Origin of the sequence: Microcystis panniformis FACHB-1757, from assembly GCF_001264245.1 — a bacterium.
Lineage (GTDB): Bacteria > Cyanobacteriota > Cyanobacteriia > Cyanobacteriales > Microcystaceae > Microcystis > Microcystis panniformis.
In genome coordinates, this window is sequence record NZ_CP011339.1 from 3,815,132 (window position 1) to 3,829,003 (window position 13,872).

General features: G+C 39.9%; 13 protein-coding genes and 1 pseudogene. 8 read left to right on the forward strand and 6 right to left on the reverse strand.

Translation table 11 applies throughout. The features are described from left to right. The first annotated feature begins 200 nt into the window (after positions 1-200). The 3 genes from polA to VL20_RS18350 are packed head-to-tail and all read left to right on the forward strand — an operon-like array spanning position 201 to position 3,606. Complete coding sequence (gene polA / locus VL20_RS18340; protein ID WP_052277365.1) at positions 201-3,071, forward strand: DNA polymerase I; 2,871 nt, start codon at positions 201-203, stop codon at positions 3,069-3,071. A gap of 4 nt (positions 3,072-3,075) precedes the next feature. Then, positions 3,076-3,321 (forward strand): hypothetical protein, encoded by a 246-nt coding sequence (locus VL20_RS18345; RefSeq protein ID WP_002736270.1) that lies wholly within the window; start codon positions 3,076-3,078, stop codon positions 3,319-3,321. A 36-nt stretch (positions 3,322-3,357) separates the two neighbouring features. Further along, complete coding sequence (locus VL20_RS18350) at positions 3,358-3,606, forward strand: heavy-metal-associated domain-containing protein (RefSeq protein WP_002765377.1); 249 nt, start codon at positions 3,358-3,360, stop codon at positions 3,604-3,606. A 124-nt stretch (positions 3,607-3,730) separates the two neighbouring features. Here VL20_RS18350 and VL20_RS18355 read toward each other — a convergent pair whose 3' ends face one another. Continuing rightward, a complete protein-coding gene (locus tag VL20_RS18355) occupies positions 3,731-4,024 on the reverse strand; it encodes a nucleotidyltransferase family protein (RefSeq protein WP_052277366.1) in 294 nt (97 codons plus the stop codon). 116 nt (positions 4,025-4,140) lie between these two features. Beyond that, positions 4,141-4,521, reverse strand: coding sequence for an endonuclease domain-containing protein (locus VL20_RS18360; protein WP_052277367.1), 381 nt, complete (start codon positions 4,519-4,521; stop codon positions 4,141-4,143). A 63-nt stretch (positions 4,522-4,584) separates the two neighbouring features. On the opposite strand from VL20_RS18360, the gene VL20_RS32965 reads away from it, so the two are divergent. Further along, entirely contained in the window at positions 4,585-4,719 is a 135-nt protein-coding gene (locus tag VL20_RS32965) for a hypothetical protein (RefSeq protein WP_284525845.1), read from the forward strand. A gap of 73 nt (positions 4,720-4,792) precedes the next feature. Here the strand turns inward: VL20_RS32965 and VL20_RS18365 are convergent, their stop codons facing one another. The 3 genes from VL20_RS18365 to VL20_RS18375 are packed head-to-tail and all read right to left on the reverse strand — an operon-like array spanning position 4,793 to position 6,926. Beyond that, the gene (locus VL20_RS18365) at positions 4,793-5,083 is read right to left on the reverse strand and encodes a nucleotidyltransferase family protein (protein WP_052277368.1); all 291 of its coding nucleotides are present in this window, start codon (positions 5,081-5,083) and stop codon (positions 4,793-4,795) included. Positions 5,084-5,106: 23 nt separating this feature from the next. After that, on the reverse strand, positions 5,107-6,564 hold the full coding sequence (locus VL20_RS18370; RefSeq protein ID WP_052277369.1) for a restriction endonuclease subunit S: 1,458 nt from the start codon (positions 6,562-6,564) through the stop codon (positions 5,107-5,109). After that, positions 6,564-6,926 (reverse strand): hypothetical protein, encoded by a 363-nt coding sequence (locus VL20_RS18375; RefSeq protein ID WP_052277370.1) that lies wholly within the window; start codon positions 6,924-6,926, stop codon positions 6,564-6,566. The genes VL20_RS18370 and VL20_RS18375 overlap by 1 nt, the downstream gene beginning before the upstream one ends. A gap of 216 nt (positions 6,927-7,142) precedes the next feature. On the opposite strand from VL20_RS18375, the gene VL20_RS18380 reads away from it, so the two are divergent. After that, the gene (locus VL20_RS18380; RefSeq protein ID WP_052275257.1) at positions 7,143-8,357 is read left to right on the forward strand and encodes an ISL3 family transposase; all 1,215 of its coding nucleotides are present in this window, start codon (positions 7,143-7,145) and stop codon (positions 8,355-8,357) included. Here the strand turns inward: VL20_RS18380 and VL20_RS18385 are convergent. Next, complete coding sequence (locus VL20_RS18385) at positions 8,291-10,081, reverse strand: type I restriction-modification system subunit M (protein WP_284525848.1); 1,791 nt, start codon at positions 10,079-10,081, stop codon at positions 8,291-8,293. The two genes, VL20_RS18380 and VL20_RS18385, sit on opposite strands and share 67 nt — an antisense overlap. Before the next feature lie 439 nt (positions 10,082-10,520). Here VL20_RS18385 and petC point away from each other — a divergent pair. The 3 genes and pseudogenes from petC to VL20_RS18400 all read left to right on the forward strand — a co-directional run bounded on the left by petC (position 10,521) and on the right by VL20_RS18400 (position 13,276). Further along, positions 10,521-11,059, forward strand: a pseudogene (gene petC / locus VL20_RS18390) (cytochrome b6-f complex iron-sulfur subunit). A gap of 43 nt (positions 11,060-11,102) precedes the next feature. Next, positions 11,103-12,089: a cytochrome f gene (petA, locus tag VL20_RS18395; RefSeq protein ID WP_052277371.1), complete on the forward strand. Its 987-nt coding sequence runs from the start codon at positions 11,103-11,105 to the stop codon at positions 12,087-12,089. Between the two features lie 125 nt (positions 12,090-12,214). Next, positions 12,215-13,276 carry a mannose-1-phosphate guanylyltransferase gene (locus VL20_RS18400; RefSeq protein ID WP_052277372.1) on the forward strand — a complete coding sequence of 354 codons (1,062 nt, stop codon included), beginning with the start codon at positions 12,215-12,217 and terminating at the stop codon, positions 13,274-13,276. Positions 13,277-13,872 lie beyond the last annotated feature (596 nt).

The following is a 13,872-nucleotide window of genomic DNA, read 5'->3' on the forward strand; positions in this document are numbered from 1 at the left end:
AAGTAAACATATAAAATTATTCTTAAAATACCCTTACGCTGGCTTTTTGGCAAATATTTTTTGAGGAGGTGTTAAGTATCAGTTATCAGTTATCAGTTATCAGTTATCAGTTATCAGCGATCGCCGATGCCAGGCTAATGGCTGAATAATGGCTCGGTAATCCTTAAAATGGAAATAACACGCAAATTTGAGGCTAGATTATGACCAGTGCCGAGCAAAATAAGCTATTTATCCTGATTGATGGGCATTCTTTGGCTTTTCGTGCCTATTATGCCTTTGCTAAGTCTCGTTCTGGCCCTCTCCGTACTTCTACCGGCATTCCCACCAGTGTTTGTTTTGGGTTTTTAAACTCTCTGATGCAGTTACTAGAAACTCAAAAACCCACTTATTTAGCGGTCGCTTTTGATTTAGCAGTTCCTTCTTTTCGCCACGAAGCTGATGTCAATTATAAGGCTAATCGGCAAGAAACTCCCGAAGAATTTCCCCCCGATTTAACTAATCTGCAAAGTCTCTTGGCAGCGATGAATATTCCTATTGTGACTTCCCCGGGTTACGAAGCAGATGATGTTTTAGGAACTTTGGCAAAACAGGCTGGCGATAATGGTTATACAGTCAAGATTTTAACAGGCGATCGAGATTTATTTCAATTGGTAGATGAGGAGAAAAAAACCACGGTTCTCTATCTGGATATTAATGCAGTCAAAAGTACATCGGGACAGGGTTATACAGAATTTAATTCCCAAGCTGTCACGGAAAAGTTAGGGGTGACACCAAAACAGGTAGTAGATTTTAAGGCTCTTTGCGGTGATAAGTCTGATAATATCCCCGGGGTGCGCGGAATTGGCGAAAAAACAGCAATAGATTTATTAAAAAAATACAATAACTTAGAGGACATATATACCAATCTGGAATCGATCAAGGGAATGGTAAAAACTAAATTATTAGAGGGTAAAACCGCCGCCGAAAGTTCTCGCTATTTAGCCAAAATTGCCCTTGATGCCCCCGTTAGCCTCGATGAAGAGAAATTTCGTCTCCGAGGTTTTGATCGGCGTTTAGTTAAACCTTTATTGGAAAGATTGGAGTTAAAGAAAATTCTCCAGAAACTCGATCAAATTCAACAGCAGCTAGGTGGCACTCCTACCCTAGAATTAACTAGCGATGCTGATTCTAATCAATTGTCTCTGTTTGATTTACCCCCTATTTCTCCACCGGTTCTAATTACTCCCGACATTATTGATACTATTCCTAAGTTAGATGCTCTACTGGCCAAATTAACAACTTTTACTAATCGGCAATTTCCCGTCGCTTGGGACACCGAAACTACGGATTTAAATCCTCGTGTAGCCAAATTAGTCGGCATCGGTTGCTGTTGGGGAAAAGAATTAAATTCTCTGGCCTATATTCCTATCGGCCACCAGAACGGTGATAATTTAAATCTAGAGATAGTCCTCGAAAAATTACGCCCAATTTTAGCTGGTGATAATTATCCGAAAGTCTTCCAGAATGCGAAATTTGATATTGATGTTTTTTATCATCAAGGAATTACCGTTAAAGGTCTAGTTTTTGATACTATGGTGGCTAGTTATGTCCTCCATCCCGAACTAACTCATAATCTCGAAGATTTATGCGATCGCTATTTGGACGGTATCACTTCCCTTAGTTATAAAAGTCTCGGTATTCCTGGGGGAAAAACCATCGCTGATTTAGATATCTCCACCACTGCCAACTACTGTGGATTAGATGCCTACGCTACCTATTTACTTCGAGAAAAATTACAGGCAGAATTAACTAAAATTCCCTCTTTATATCAATTATTCTCAGAAGTAGAATCTCCCCTCGTCATGGTGCTGTGGCAGATGGAAAATTATGGTATAAAAATTAATGTCAATTATCTAAAAAACTTGTCCCAGCAACTAGAAAGAGACTTAGCAGACATAGAAAAAAAAGCCTATGAATCCATCGGAGAAACTTTTAATCTTGGCTCTCCTAAACAGTTAAGTGAAATCCTCTTTGATCGACTAGAACTCAATCGCAAAAAATCCAGAAAAACTAAAACAGGTTACTCTACCGATCAAAGTGTTTTAGAGAAACTACAAGGAGATCATCCCCTAATTGATTATATCCTTGAACATCGCACCTTATCCAAATTAAAATCCACCTATGTGGATGCTTTACCGAAATTAGCCGAACCAAAAACCGCACGATTACATACAGATTTTAATCAAACCATCACCAGCACCGGACGCTTATCATCTTCCAATCCTAACCTACAAAATATCCCCATTCGCAGTGAATTTTCCCGGCGAATTCGTCAAGCTTTTATTCCCGAAGATGGTTACTTATTAGTATCAGCGGACTACTCACAAATCGAGTTAAGAATTCTCGCTCATCTCAGTCAAGAACCAGTTTTATTAGAAGCCTATCGTAGTAATCAAGATGTTCATAAAGTCACCGCTCAATTGCTCTTTGATAAAGGGGAAATTACCCCAGAAGAACGCAGTTTAGGGAAAACCATTAACTTCGGAGTTATTTACGGCATGGGAGCGCAAAAATTCGCCCGTGAATCGAAATTAACCGTAGAACAGGGCAGAAAATTTATTGAAAAATATCATCAACGTTATGCCCAAGTATTTGAGTATTTAGAGAATAGCAAAAAACAAGCAATTGCTCAGGGATATGTGGAAACTATTTTGGGTAGAAGACGTTATTTTAACTTCGATAATCCTCTCTTAAAAAGACTGCGAGGACTGTCCTTACATGACATCGATTTAGATAGCCTCAAACTCAACAACGAGGAGGCACAATTATTAAGATCGGCTGCTAATGCGCCCATTCAGGGTTCCAGTGCTGATATTATTAAAGTAGCGATGGTAAAATTGGCCGAGGTACTGCAAAATTATCGAGCGAGATTACTGCTGCAAGTCCATGATGAATTAGTCTTGGAAGTACCGAGGGAAGAATGGCCATCCCTAGAGTCAAAAATCAAGACGACTATGGAAGAAGCTGTCTCCTTGACGATCCCTCTCTTGGTAGAAATAAAAGCCGGTGACAATTGGATGGAAACCAAATAAAACTATGATCGAAAACAGACAATTTTTAACCCCAGAAGAATCCGCAGATGTGGACGCTGCCCTCTTAACTTCTCCCGAAAAATTCCTGACTCGTTTAACGATTTCTTCCCTACGCTTACTAAAAATAATCGCCGAAGATACGGGAGTAACCCTAGAAGAACTGACCCATAAACAGGTCATTCAATGGCTAGAAAAAGATAGTAAACTGCGTCGGGAACAGGGGATCGAAGCGGCAGTGCTGAAATGGTAAATAAACTCTTAAAAAATCAGCTACCCCTGACAATTTATGCTAGTTTTTAGCTATAAAGTTACTGGAGTTACAACAATGACAATTACCCTAAAAGTGCCTAGTATTGCCTGTGAAGGTTGCGCTAATACCATTACTAAAGCGATTAATAATCAGCAACCAGCAGCCCAAATATCGGTGGATGTAGCCAATAAAATCGTCACGGTAGAAACCACCGCATCCCCCGCAGAAATTGCCCAATGGATCAGCGAAGTCGGCCATACTGTTGAGTCTGGGAGTGAGGGTTGACATCCTCCCCCGTTAAAAATAGACCTCTGGTAAAAATCAAAAATTGTCGTGATTATTGTTGAATGTCATCTCGAATACTGCTCGACTGAAACCTTCTACAAAGCTAAGTGCTTTATTTGCTGTGTCAATCATGAACATAACACACCTCTGCTGTTGCTAAAACACGCTCACGAATATGATGATTAAGAGATTTGATGGTAACGAGATCAATAGTACGTCCATCAAATAATTGAGATAATTCTTCTTGAATTTGATGAAGTTTGAAAAAACTAGGGGTAAAACCAAGTTCAAACTCAACGAGCATATAAATATCACTATCTGCGGTGAAATCATCTCGTAAAACTGAACCAAATAAGGAAAGTTTATGAATATGCCAATGTTGACAAAGTTGTGAGAGTTTTTCTTGAGAAATTTTCATATTTTCGTGTTGATCAGATTAGGTTTACCCCCAAGCTTTCTAGTTGTTGGTTTATCCAAGCGGTTGCCGTTTCTTCATCGGTTTCTATCGCTTAGGCGTTAAATTTTCCCCCCTTTTTAAGGGGGATTAAGGGGGATCGAAAGATTTAGCTGCTCACAAACCGCCTCAAAATTTCTTAATACCTGCGAATTCGTGAATCTAATAACTTTTAATCCATAGCTTTCTAATCGCGCAGTTCTCTCTTTATCATAGGCTTTTCCCTCATCCGTAAAGTGAGTATCTCCATCAATTTCAATCACAAGTTTGAGGCTAGGGCAATAAAAATCAACAATGAAATGATCAATGGGGCGTTGTCTTAGGACTTTGAATTTGAAATTTTTTAGATAGGAATACCACAGCTTTTTCTCTGCTAAGGTCATGTTCTTTCGCAGTTCTTTCGCTCTGGCTACTAGGGCAGTATTATAAGGTAGATGAAAGTCGCTGTTGTTTAGGTTCATTGATCCCCCCTATCCCCCTTAAAAAGGTTCATTGATCCCCCTACCCCCTTAAAAAGGGGGGAAATGTCTAAGGATTCTAGTTGTTGGTTTATCCAAGCGGTTGCCGTTTCTTCATCGGTTTCTATCGCTTTTTCTACTCCTATTTTAGCAATTTCTAAGAGTTGTTTGGATTTTGCTTTTAAAGCACTCTTAGAGTAAATGTGCGATCGCTTTCAAAAGTTCTGTTAATTTATTTTTCCATCAGTATAGCGCAAAATACGTCTGATAGCATTTACAATGAGGCATATATAATCTGTGCTGATTCTAAAATGTTTTTACATCTTAGCCAGTTATCACTCCGTTTGAGTGCTGCTTTCACAATTAAATCTACTTTTCGGTTGAAAATTGCTTGCAGTTCATCGCGCATTTGTAGGGTTTCGGTTAAACCTCGTTTAGCAGTTGGGGAAAAGGTAATTAAAATATCAATATCGCTATCTGAACGGAAATCTTCGCGTAAAACTGAACCAAATAATGCCAATTCGGTGACTTGCCACTTTTGACAAAATCCTTTAATTTGTTCCATTGGCAGATTTATTTTTGGGTTCATCAGATTAGTTTGACTCCCAAGCTTTCTAGTTGTTGGTTTATCCAAGCGGTTGCCGTTTCTTCATCGGTTTCTATCGCTTTTTCTACTCCTATTTTAGCAATTTCTAAGAGTTGTTTGGATTTCTGCTTTAATACAAAAGATAACTTGATTTTCTCAACGATTTTTTGCTGTTGTGATATTGGCAACATTGGAATTAGTAAATTAGCTAAATCTGGTTGAGAAATGCTGTAATAAGCTACGCCATGGACTCTACGTTCAACCTGTAAGTATCCGAATTTTGAATTTAAAAATAGACTCACATATTCTGGTAAGATTTCTTGTTTAAAAACTGATGTCAAACGCAAAAGCATAATTTCACTGCTAATAATTGCATTTAACTCTAGTTCGGTAACAACTGCGGAATTACCAAAGCTACCTTTGCGAGTAAACAGAATATCTCCAGTTTTCAGACCTACTGGTTTATCAATATCAGAGATTGTCATTGGAATTTTTACAGCACTTTCAAAATTAATTTGTCCATTTTTAACATCACCAACTCGAATGTAAGGTGTACCTTCTTCTGTGTACTCTCGATAGTCAAAACCGTTTTGAATTGGCTCAATCAAACTACCTAATCTTTGAGAATGAAAACTACAGCTTTGAATAGCTTCCTCTACTTGATAAAATTTCGGTTGATAATACTCAGCATCTAAGCGTCCAGAAGACAAAAAAGACTCAGAAAAACTCTTAACGGCGATGCTTTCTTCTGTGGGTTTCCAATCTTTTAAACCAAGTTCTGTTAATAGTAAATCTTCAGCTTGTTGGTAAATTTTTTTAGCTTTAATAAGATTATGATCAGAGAGATGTATTAAATGACTAATTGATAATTGAAAATTCAAAGTTACTAGAGGAACTAAAAAATTCTTAATAGCTGTATAATCAAGTGCAGGGCGAGTTACCCCAACAATATTTTTATCTGATTGAAGTTTTCCTTTATTAGAATTTAAGAAGGTTGAGATAAAATGTGGCAAAAAATATTTGGTGTTTAGAGTTATTTTAACCGAGTGTTGATTTATATTACATCCATCAAAGTCTTTGGTTACAACAGCAGATTTACCATAAGAAACACCTGTGATAGTCAGCAATACATCATCCTCTTTAAGTTTACTACGTTGCAGTTCAAGATCACTCGTTGCTGATATATAAACTAAGTCAGAGTCATCAATATAGTTTTGCATTATATTTTGTACTCTTAAAAACCTAATTCCTTTGTCTGGGTAATCAGCACCTAAAGGAGTAGCACCTCCCGTAATATTCTTGATTACTTCACCAAATTTCATATACCCTAGATCATAGGATTTAATTATTGCAATATTATTCAAGTAATTTTTCTGAAAATATTCACTATCAAATCTAGATGAATGATTATCATTCAAAACATCAGAGAGAGTTAACTCAACCGCTTCCAACCTATCCATTAACTGCTGATATTTAACCGCATCAAAAGCTCCCCCCTGTCCCCCTTATTAAGGGGGGTGGCGTTAGCCGGGGGGATCTCAAAAAAACTTAAATTCTCCTTTTTAGCAAACTCAATAAAGGCCTCAGCGATACCATCTTCCGTTAATCCATCATGATTAAAAAGATCATGATCCACAATCCAATGATTATGTTTATCTAAGAGAAAATCCCCCGAATCATCAGACACTTTAACATAAACTTTTTCCCCAGAATTATCCTTGCCTGACTTCTGCATCGTCGCAAAAAAGATATTATAATCATCCTGACGAGGACAAAGCGCGCCTATTTTGGGATCATCATTCCATTTTTGCACCAATAACACCGAGGTTTTTGTTCCCGTATGGGGTTTAAAAGTATGGCTCTTCGGGAATTGTTATGCAAATAATTAACTTAAAATAAAATTCGATGAGAGCGCCTACGCTCAAAAGTAGCTGAAATCCATACAGGGAAGGACTTAAGGCACAAACAGGTTAATACCAAAAGATAGACAATTGAGTTAAGATTTGATATAATAGCCAAAAACGAGATTATTTTACTTATGATACTTGACAAATTTTTGAACCTAAAAGGAACCTGTATTCAAGGCTATCTACACCTAGAAAATATCGGTATAGTTTGCCGAATCGAATCGAAAAATCAAAAAGCAACCTGTCCTCGTTGTGGGTTAGAGAGCGATAAACTCCACCAAAATCATCGACATTTAGTCAAAGATTTACCAATCTCAGGACAACCAGTGTACCTACAGGTTAATCGTCGTCAATTTAAGTGCGATAATTGTCAGAAACCCTTTAGCGAAGAGTTAGATTTTGTCGCCAAGAAACGAACCTATACGAAAAGACTAGCCGAGAATATACTCGAACAATTAAAATCAGGAGATATTTTAAATGTTAGTCGAAGAAATGACGTAACGGAAGAAGAGATTCAAAGAATGATAGAGGACATAGCTGAAGAAATTACAGAGACAGACCTATCGAAATTAAAAAGACTAGGAATTGACGAAATCGCTCTAGTCAAAGGACAAAAAAATTACTGTGCGGTTTTAGTAAATTTAGATACGGGAAAACTAATAGCTATTCTAGAGAAGCGAACACAAGAAGAATTGAGGGAAACGCTTACAGGGTGGGGAAAAGAGGTGTTAGAGCAAATTGAAGAAGTCAGCATAGACCTTTGGTTGCCCTATAAAAATTTGGTGAAAGAATTGATGCCATCGGCCGAGGTAGTCGCCGATAGATTCCATGTAATGAAACAAATTAATCAAGAGTTAGACGAACAAAGAAAAGCAGAAAAAAGAGCCGTAGAAGCGCAGAAAAATAAAAAACAGAAAGCGGAAAAAGAAGCGAAGCTAGAAGTTTTAAAGCGAAGTAAATATAGCTTGTTAAAAAATGAAAAAGATTTAACGGAAACTCAAAAAATCAAACTAGAAGCTATCAAAGAAAATTTCCCAAATTTGAAAAAGATGCACGAGTTAAAGGAAGAATTTAGAAAGATTTATGAAACCTCAGAGAATCCGACAGAAGGACTGCTATCCATCTCGGAATGGTTGGCAAAATCCTCCAGTGTTTTTACCAAGAGTTGTCAAACAATCCGAAACTGGTTTGGAGAAATAATTAGTTATTTCGAGCGAAGGACAACGAATGGGGTGGTCGAGGGAATCAACAATAAACTTAAACTAATAAAACGGAGAGGCTATGGCTTTAGAAACTTTCGGAATTTTTGGGTTAGAAGTATGTTATCTTGGCATCTTGTATGTTGATTTAGCATAAAGGGTAACGAAGAGCCAAAAGTATTACCATGTAATCCCACCACTGCCAAAATTCGACATCTTTCGGCAATAAAATCCCGAATATTCTTATCAGAGGAATTATTAAAGCGTCCTTGGGGTAAAACTATCGCCATTCTTCCCCCCGGTTTCAAAAAGTCTAGATTGCGCTCAATAAATAAAATATCGCGTCCTACCTTAGTTTCCCATTTACCGTTAGGCTTTTTTGCTAAGTCATAACGAGCAATCATGCGCGGTTCTTTGATGTCACCCGCAAAAGGTGGATTTGCCATCAAAATATCGAATTGAAACTCCCTATAGTCTGGACTTCCCTTTGGACGCAGTTTTTTCAAGCGTCTGAAACCTTCATGATAAACATCATCCCATTCTTCCTGTTGCGTCACCTCATCCCATAATTCATAATCTAGAGTGTTTAAATGTAGTACGTTTGTTTGTCCATCTCCAGCAATCAGATTGAGGGTTCGTGCTACTCTCACCGCTTTTTCATCAAAATCAATAGCAAACACCTTTTCTTCCACATATTCCTTACAACGGGGTGGCTTTTCTTCCAATGAAAATAAATGACTTACTTCTAATCCCTCATCCTCTAGAATCTGCCGCCAAACATGAAAGATTGTATGTACTGGAAAACCCGATGAACCGGCTGCAGTATCAATCATATATTCATCTTCTTGGGGGTTAAGCATTTTCACACACATATCAATCACATAACGAGGGGTGAAAAACTGTCCTTTTTCCCCTTTACTGCTTTGATTGATTAAATACTCAAATGCTTCATCAATTACATCCAAATTGGAGTTAAATAGCTTCACATTTTCTAAGGATGACACACAAACCGATAAGTGAGAAGGTGTGAGACTAATCTTGGCATCCTCACTAAATACCCCTGGCCATTTTTTCTTAGCTTTGTCAAAAAGATCCTGAATTTTCGTTTTTAATGCGCTTTCTGTTTGTCCTGTATTACGAAACTCCAGAGAACGAGTAGAACGTCGATTCCCCTGTCCAGAATACCATTCATCATAGAGCTTGGCAAAAATCAGTTTAAATAATTCCTCAAAGACATCTACCCCCGCATTTGCTAATACCTCATCTTCCATTTCTTCGATTAGCGTTTTCAGAGATTTATTTTCTTTGACTAACTTATCATTGGCGATTAAATCATCTAAAGTGAACTTAATCTGGAGAATATCTGCTAGGGTTTGATTAGAGTTAGGGATATCTGGAATATCTTCAAAATAATTGGGATCTTTGCGTTGATAATAGGAAATCTGATCGCCGTTCGTCCAGACAGCCATCGGCGAACCTGTGGCATTACAATAGGAACGTAGTTGTGCTTTTCCATCCTTCCACTTCGGACTCTTTACCTCTACCAAAATATAAACTGTGTTCAGGCGATCTTTGTCCATCACCGCAATATCTGCTCGTTTTACCTCTCTGCCAAAATTCACCCCATACTCCACCTGAATGCGACTGAGAGGATAATGTAAGCGATCGCTTAAAACCCTTAAATATAATTGTCTAATCGCTTCTTCTGGGGTAAGTTTAATCTCTTTTTTCCGTACTAAGCAAATTGTATAGGGAGCTTCCCCATTTTTCGTCTTTTTCAGCGTAATTGTCTGCTCTAATTGCTCAATTTCCGCCGGCGTAAACTGGGACAACTTATAACTTGAGTCTTTGAGAATATCAGCTAATTTCATGGGTTAAAGATGATAGAGATAATTAAAAATTTTTATACCAAGCCTTGAAAGTAATCCCAGCCTTGACAAATTGAGTTAGGTAATCTACTGATGCGAGAATTTTCCCTGTACAAGCCGGTAGGTATGACTTGAAATCATTGTATTCTTGGCTACTTAACTTAAGTTAAAGGTATATGGGGACTTAACTTTTCCATTGGATCGAATTTTTTAAGATTCTTTCGATGTTTGCGGTTTCTCATCTCGGCAAAAGCGAGCAAACAGCGATCGCATTTGGGGCAGCTTTGCTGTGGCAATTGTCCGTGACTCAATATCTGTAATAATCTAATACAGCCCTTGTAAACCTTCTTTAAGCTCTGGGTTTTCGTCTTGATCGAGATGCACAAAATCGCCCTTAGATGAGAATTAGTTTACAAAAATTTACATTTGGAGATAAGGAGCAATGAGTCAAGTTTCCGGTACAGATGTTCCCGATTTGGGTCGTCGTCAATTTATGAACCTGTTGACCTTTGGTACAATTACCGGAGTAGCGGCGGGTGCTTTGTATCCGATTGTTAAGTATTTTATTCCCCCTCGGCCGGTGGTACGGGGGGCGGTGTCACCGCTAAAGATGCCCTAGGCAATGATGTGATTGTCAGTCAATTTCTGGGAAGCCATAACCCTGGCGATCGCACCTTAGCCCAAGGTTTAAAAGGCGACCCCACCTATTTAGTCGTCCAAGAAGACAAAACCCTGGCCAACTATGGAATTAACGCCGTCTGCACCCACTTAGGTTGTGTGGTGCCTTGGAATGCCAGTGAAGAAAAATTCATGTGTCCTTGCCACGGTTCCCAGTACAATGCCGAAGGAAAAGTAGTTCGCGGTCCAGCGCCTCTATCCTTAGCCCTCGCCCATGCCAACGTCACCGATAATGATAAAGTCGTCTTCTCCACTTGGACGGAAACCGACTTCCGCACTGGTGAAGAACCCTGGTGGTCCTAGATTATTCAATGTGACGAGATTTGGAATTATTCAACCGATAGAGATGAGAACATTCAACTTTTTAAGTTTCCCGCAAGTCCACAGACAAGCCCTAGTGAAAGCTGTCCTCGTGGCGATCGCTACCGTTTCCCTACTCCTAACCAGCGATGTCATTAACCCCCAATCTGCCCAAGCATATCCTTTTTGGGCGCAACAAACCGCCCCGGAAACCCCCAGAGAAGCGACCGGTCGGATTGTCTGCGCGAACTGCCATTTAGCCCAAAAACCCGCCGAAATTGAAATCCCCCACTCGGTATTACCCGATAGCGTCTTTGAAGCAGTGGTAAAAATCCCCTACGATCCCACCAGTCAACAGGTGTTAGGAGACGGATCGAAGGGGGGTTTAAACGTCGGTGCAGTCTTAATGCTACCGGATGGTTTTAAAATCGCACCCCCCGATCGCATTCCCGAAGAAATGCAGGAAAAACTCGGTGGAGTCTATTTCCAATCCTACAAAGAAGGTCAAGATAACGTGGTTATCGTCGGCCCCTTACCCGGTGATCAATACAAAGAAATCGTTTTCCCCGTCCTGGCCCCCGATCCTAGCCAAAATAAAGGTATTCACTTCGGTAAATATGCTGTGCATTTAGGGGCCAATCGCGGTCGCGGTCAAGTGTACCCCACCGGTGAACCCAGCAATAATAACGCCTTCAAAGCTTCTACCGCAGGTACAATTAGCCAGATCAGCAAAACCGAAGCTGGTGGTTATGAAGTGACCATCACTTCCGAAGCTGGCCCCGTGGTGGAAAATATCCCCGCAGGTCCTGAGTTAATCGTCTCGGAAGGCCAAGCGATCGAAGTGGGACAATTTTTAACCAGTAACCCCAATGTCGGCGGTTTTGGTCAAAAAGAGACGGAAGTTGTCCTGCAAAATCCCGGCCGGATCAAAGGATTAGTTTTATTCCTCGGTGGTATTATGCTCTGCCAAATCCTCTTAGTTATTAAGAAAAAACAAGTGGAAACAGTACAAGCAGCCGAAATGAATTTCTAATCGCAATATTTCGGTTATTTTTGCTAGAAAGCGGGTTATTTGCCCGCTTTTTAGCTTTGGGTCAGGAAAACGCTCACTGCCGTCTGATACAATCGGTTCAACTTAACCGATAAGTGTCAATTTTTATGAATCAGTCGCTTGTTCCAGTCATTCTCGCCGGGGGTAAAGGGGAACGTTTTTGGCCCCTCAGTCGTCTAGCGCGTCCGAAACAGTTCCTCTGTCTTGATGGTAGTGGTCGCAGTCTTTTACAAGCAACGGCCGATCGTCTATTATCTTTAGGGGCAGGTTGGGAAAATCTCTGGGTAATTACCGCTAGTGCGATCGCTGATGGTGTCCGCGAACAACTGCCCGATTTACCGGAGAGTAACCTATTAGTGGAACCGGTGGGCAAGGATACGGCCCCGGCTGTGACTTGGGCTACTTTAGAAGTGATAAAACGTTATGGTAAAGAAGTGGCGATCGGTTTTTTTCCTGCCGATCATTATATTGGTAATCAAGAGGCTTATATTAACACTTTAAAAGCGGCCGTAGAAGTGGCCGTCAGCCAAAAAGCGATCGTTACTTTAGGGATTAAACCCGATTATCCCTCCACCGGTTACGGTTATATCGAACAGGGAGAAAATCAGGGCGAATTTAATGGTTTACCCGTGTATAAAGTGAGTCGTTTTACGGAAAAACCTGATCGCAGCACGGCCGAAAAATTCCTAGAAACGGGACTTTTTAGCTGGAATAGCGGAATGTTTATCTTTCAGGGACAAGTGGTTTTAGAGGAGCTAAAAACCCACGCTAATAATATTTTACAACCTCTGAGCGATCGGGGCATCGCTGCCTATGAGGATTTAGAGAAAAAAAGTATTGATTATGCTTTGATGGAAAAAACCCAACTCGCTTACGTTTTACCCGCTAATTTCGGTTGGGATGATCTGGGAGATTGGAATTCTCTGGAAAGATTACTGGAAGCAAAGGGCAAAAATATTGAACTGGCCAATCATGTCGGTTTGGACACGGAAGGGGCTATTATCTATGCTAGTGATCGGGAAGAAGTGATCGTTACTATTGGTTTAAAAGATCTGGTAATTGTTCGCGACGGTAAAGCGACTCTCGTTGTCCACAAAGATCGTACCCAAGATATTAAACAGGTTCTCAAACAATTACAAACCGATCCCAAATTAGAGAAATTGTTATAGGATCGATAAGTACCTAAGTAGGGTTTGCTGAAAAAGGTTTTCGTGGGGGCAGGGTGTGGGGTGTGGGGTGTGGGGTGTAGGGTTTTACCGATTTTGAGGTAGTCAGTTACCTAATTTTCAGGGAAAAAGTCCAGGAATTTTACCCCCGATCACTCCAATGGTCAGCACTTTTTGAGGAAAAAAAAGTCTAAAAGCCTTTTTTTCAGTAATCAGTGATCAGTAAACAGTAACCAGTAACCAGTGAAAAGACAGTAGGAAACTTCTATTTAATACTGCTCACTTAAAACTCAAATCTGATCACTGATAACTGATAACTGATAACTGAAAGGGGTACATCTCATTTTTGTAAATCTACTAAGTTGGGATTTTTTAAGGGAAACTTCCTACTAAAATCGGGCGTTACTTTCGGTTTTATCGCTCAATCCAAGCTTTTGGGGGGTTCTACCCCCCAAACCCCCCGTTGGGGGCGTGGCGCCGCCCCCAAACCCCCCGCGCATTAGTTTTTCGGTGGGATGCTTACAGGCAGCTGCTGATATATCTGTAATAATTTAAAAGTCACTGATAATTGCTGATTATCGGTGTTCCTGCAAATGTGG

What these genes read in the sequence shown, in the direction of transcription:
- VL20_RS18355 (WP_052277366.1), bottom strand. Translation starts at nt 4,024, where the DNA reads ATGAAAATTTCTCAAGAAAAACTCTCACAACTTTGTCAACATTGGCAT.
- VL20_RS18360 (WP_052277367.1), bottom strand. Translation starts at nt 4,521, where the DNA reads ATGAACCTAAACAACAGCGACTTTCATCTACCTTATAATACTGCCCTA.
- VL20_RS18365 (WP_052277368.1), bottom strand. Translation starts at nt 5,083, where the DNA reads ATGGAACAAATTAAAGGATTTTGTCAAAAGTGGCAAGTCACCGAATTG.
- petA (WP_052277371.1), top strand. Translation starts at nt 11,103, where the DNA reads ATGAGAACATTCAACTTTTTAAGTTTCCCGCAAGTCCACAGACAAGCC.
- VL20_RS18345 (WP_002736270.1), top strand. Translation starts at nt 3,076, where the DNA reads ATGATCGAAAACAGACAATTTTTAACCCCAGAAGAATCCGCAGATGTG.
- VL20_RS18350 (WP_002765377.1), top strand. Translation starts at nt 3,358, where the DNA reads ATGCTAGTTTTTAGCTATAAAGTTACTGGAGTTACAACAATGACAATT.
- VL20_RS32965 (WP_284525845.1), top strand. Translation starts at nt 4,585, where the DNA reads ATGTCTAAGGATTCTAGTTGTTGGTTTATCCAAGCGGTTGCCGTTTCT.
- VL20_RS18385 (WP_284525848.1), bottom strand. Translation starts at nt 10,081, where the DNA reads ATGAAATTAGCTGATATTCTCAAAGACTCAAGTTATAAGTTGTCCCAG.
- VL20_RS18400 (WP_052277372.1), top strand. Translation starts at nt 12,215, where the DNA reads ATGAATCAGTCGCTTGTTCCAGTCATTCTCGCCGGGGGTAAAGGGGAA.
- VL20_RS18370 (WP_052277369.1), bottom strand. Translation starts at nt 6,564, where the DNA reads ATGGATAGGTTGGAAGCGGTTGAGTTAACTCTCTCTGATGTTTTGAAT.
- polA (WP_052277365.1), top strand. Translation starts at nt 201, where the DNA reads ATGACCAGTGCCGAGCAAAATAAGCTATTTATCCTGATTGATGGGCAT.
- VL20_RS18380 (WP_052275257.1), top strand. Translation starts at nt 7,143, where the DNA reads ATGATACTTGACAAATTTTTGAACCTAAAAGGAACCTGTATTCAAGGC.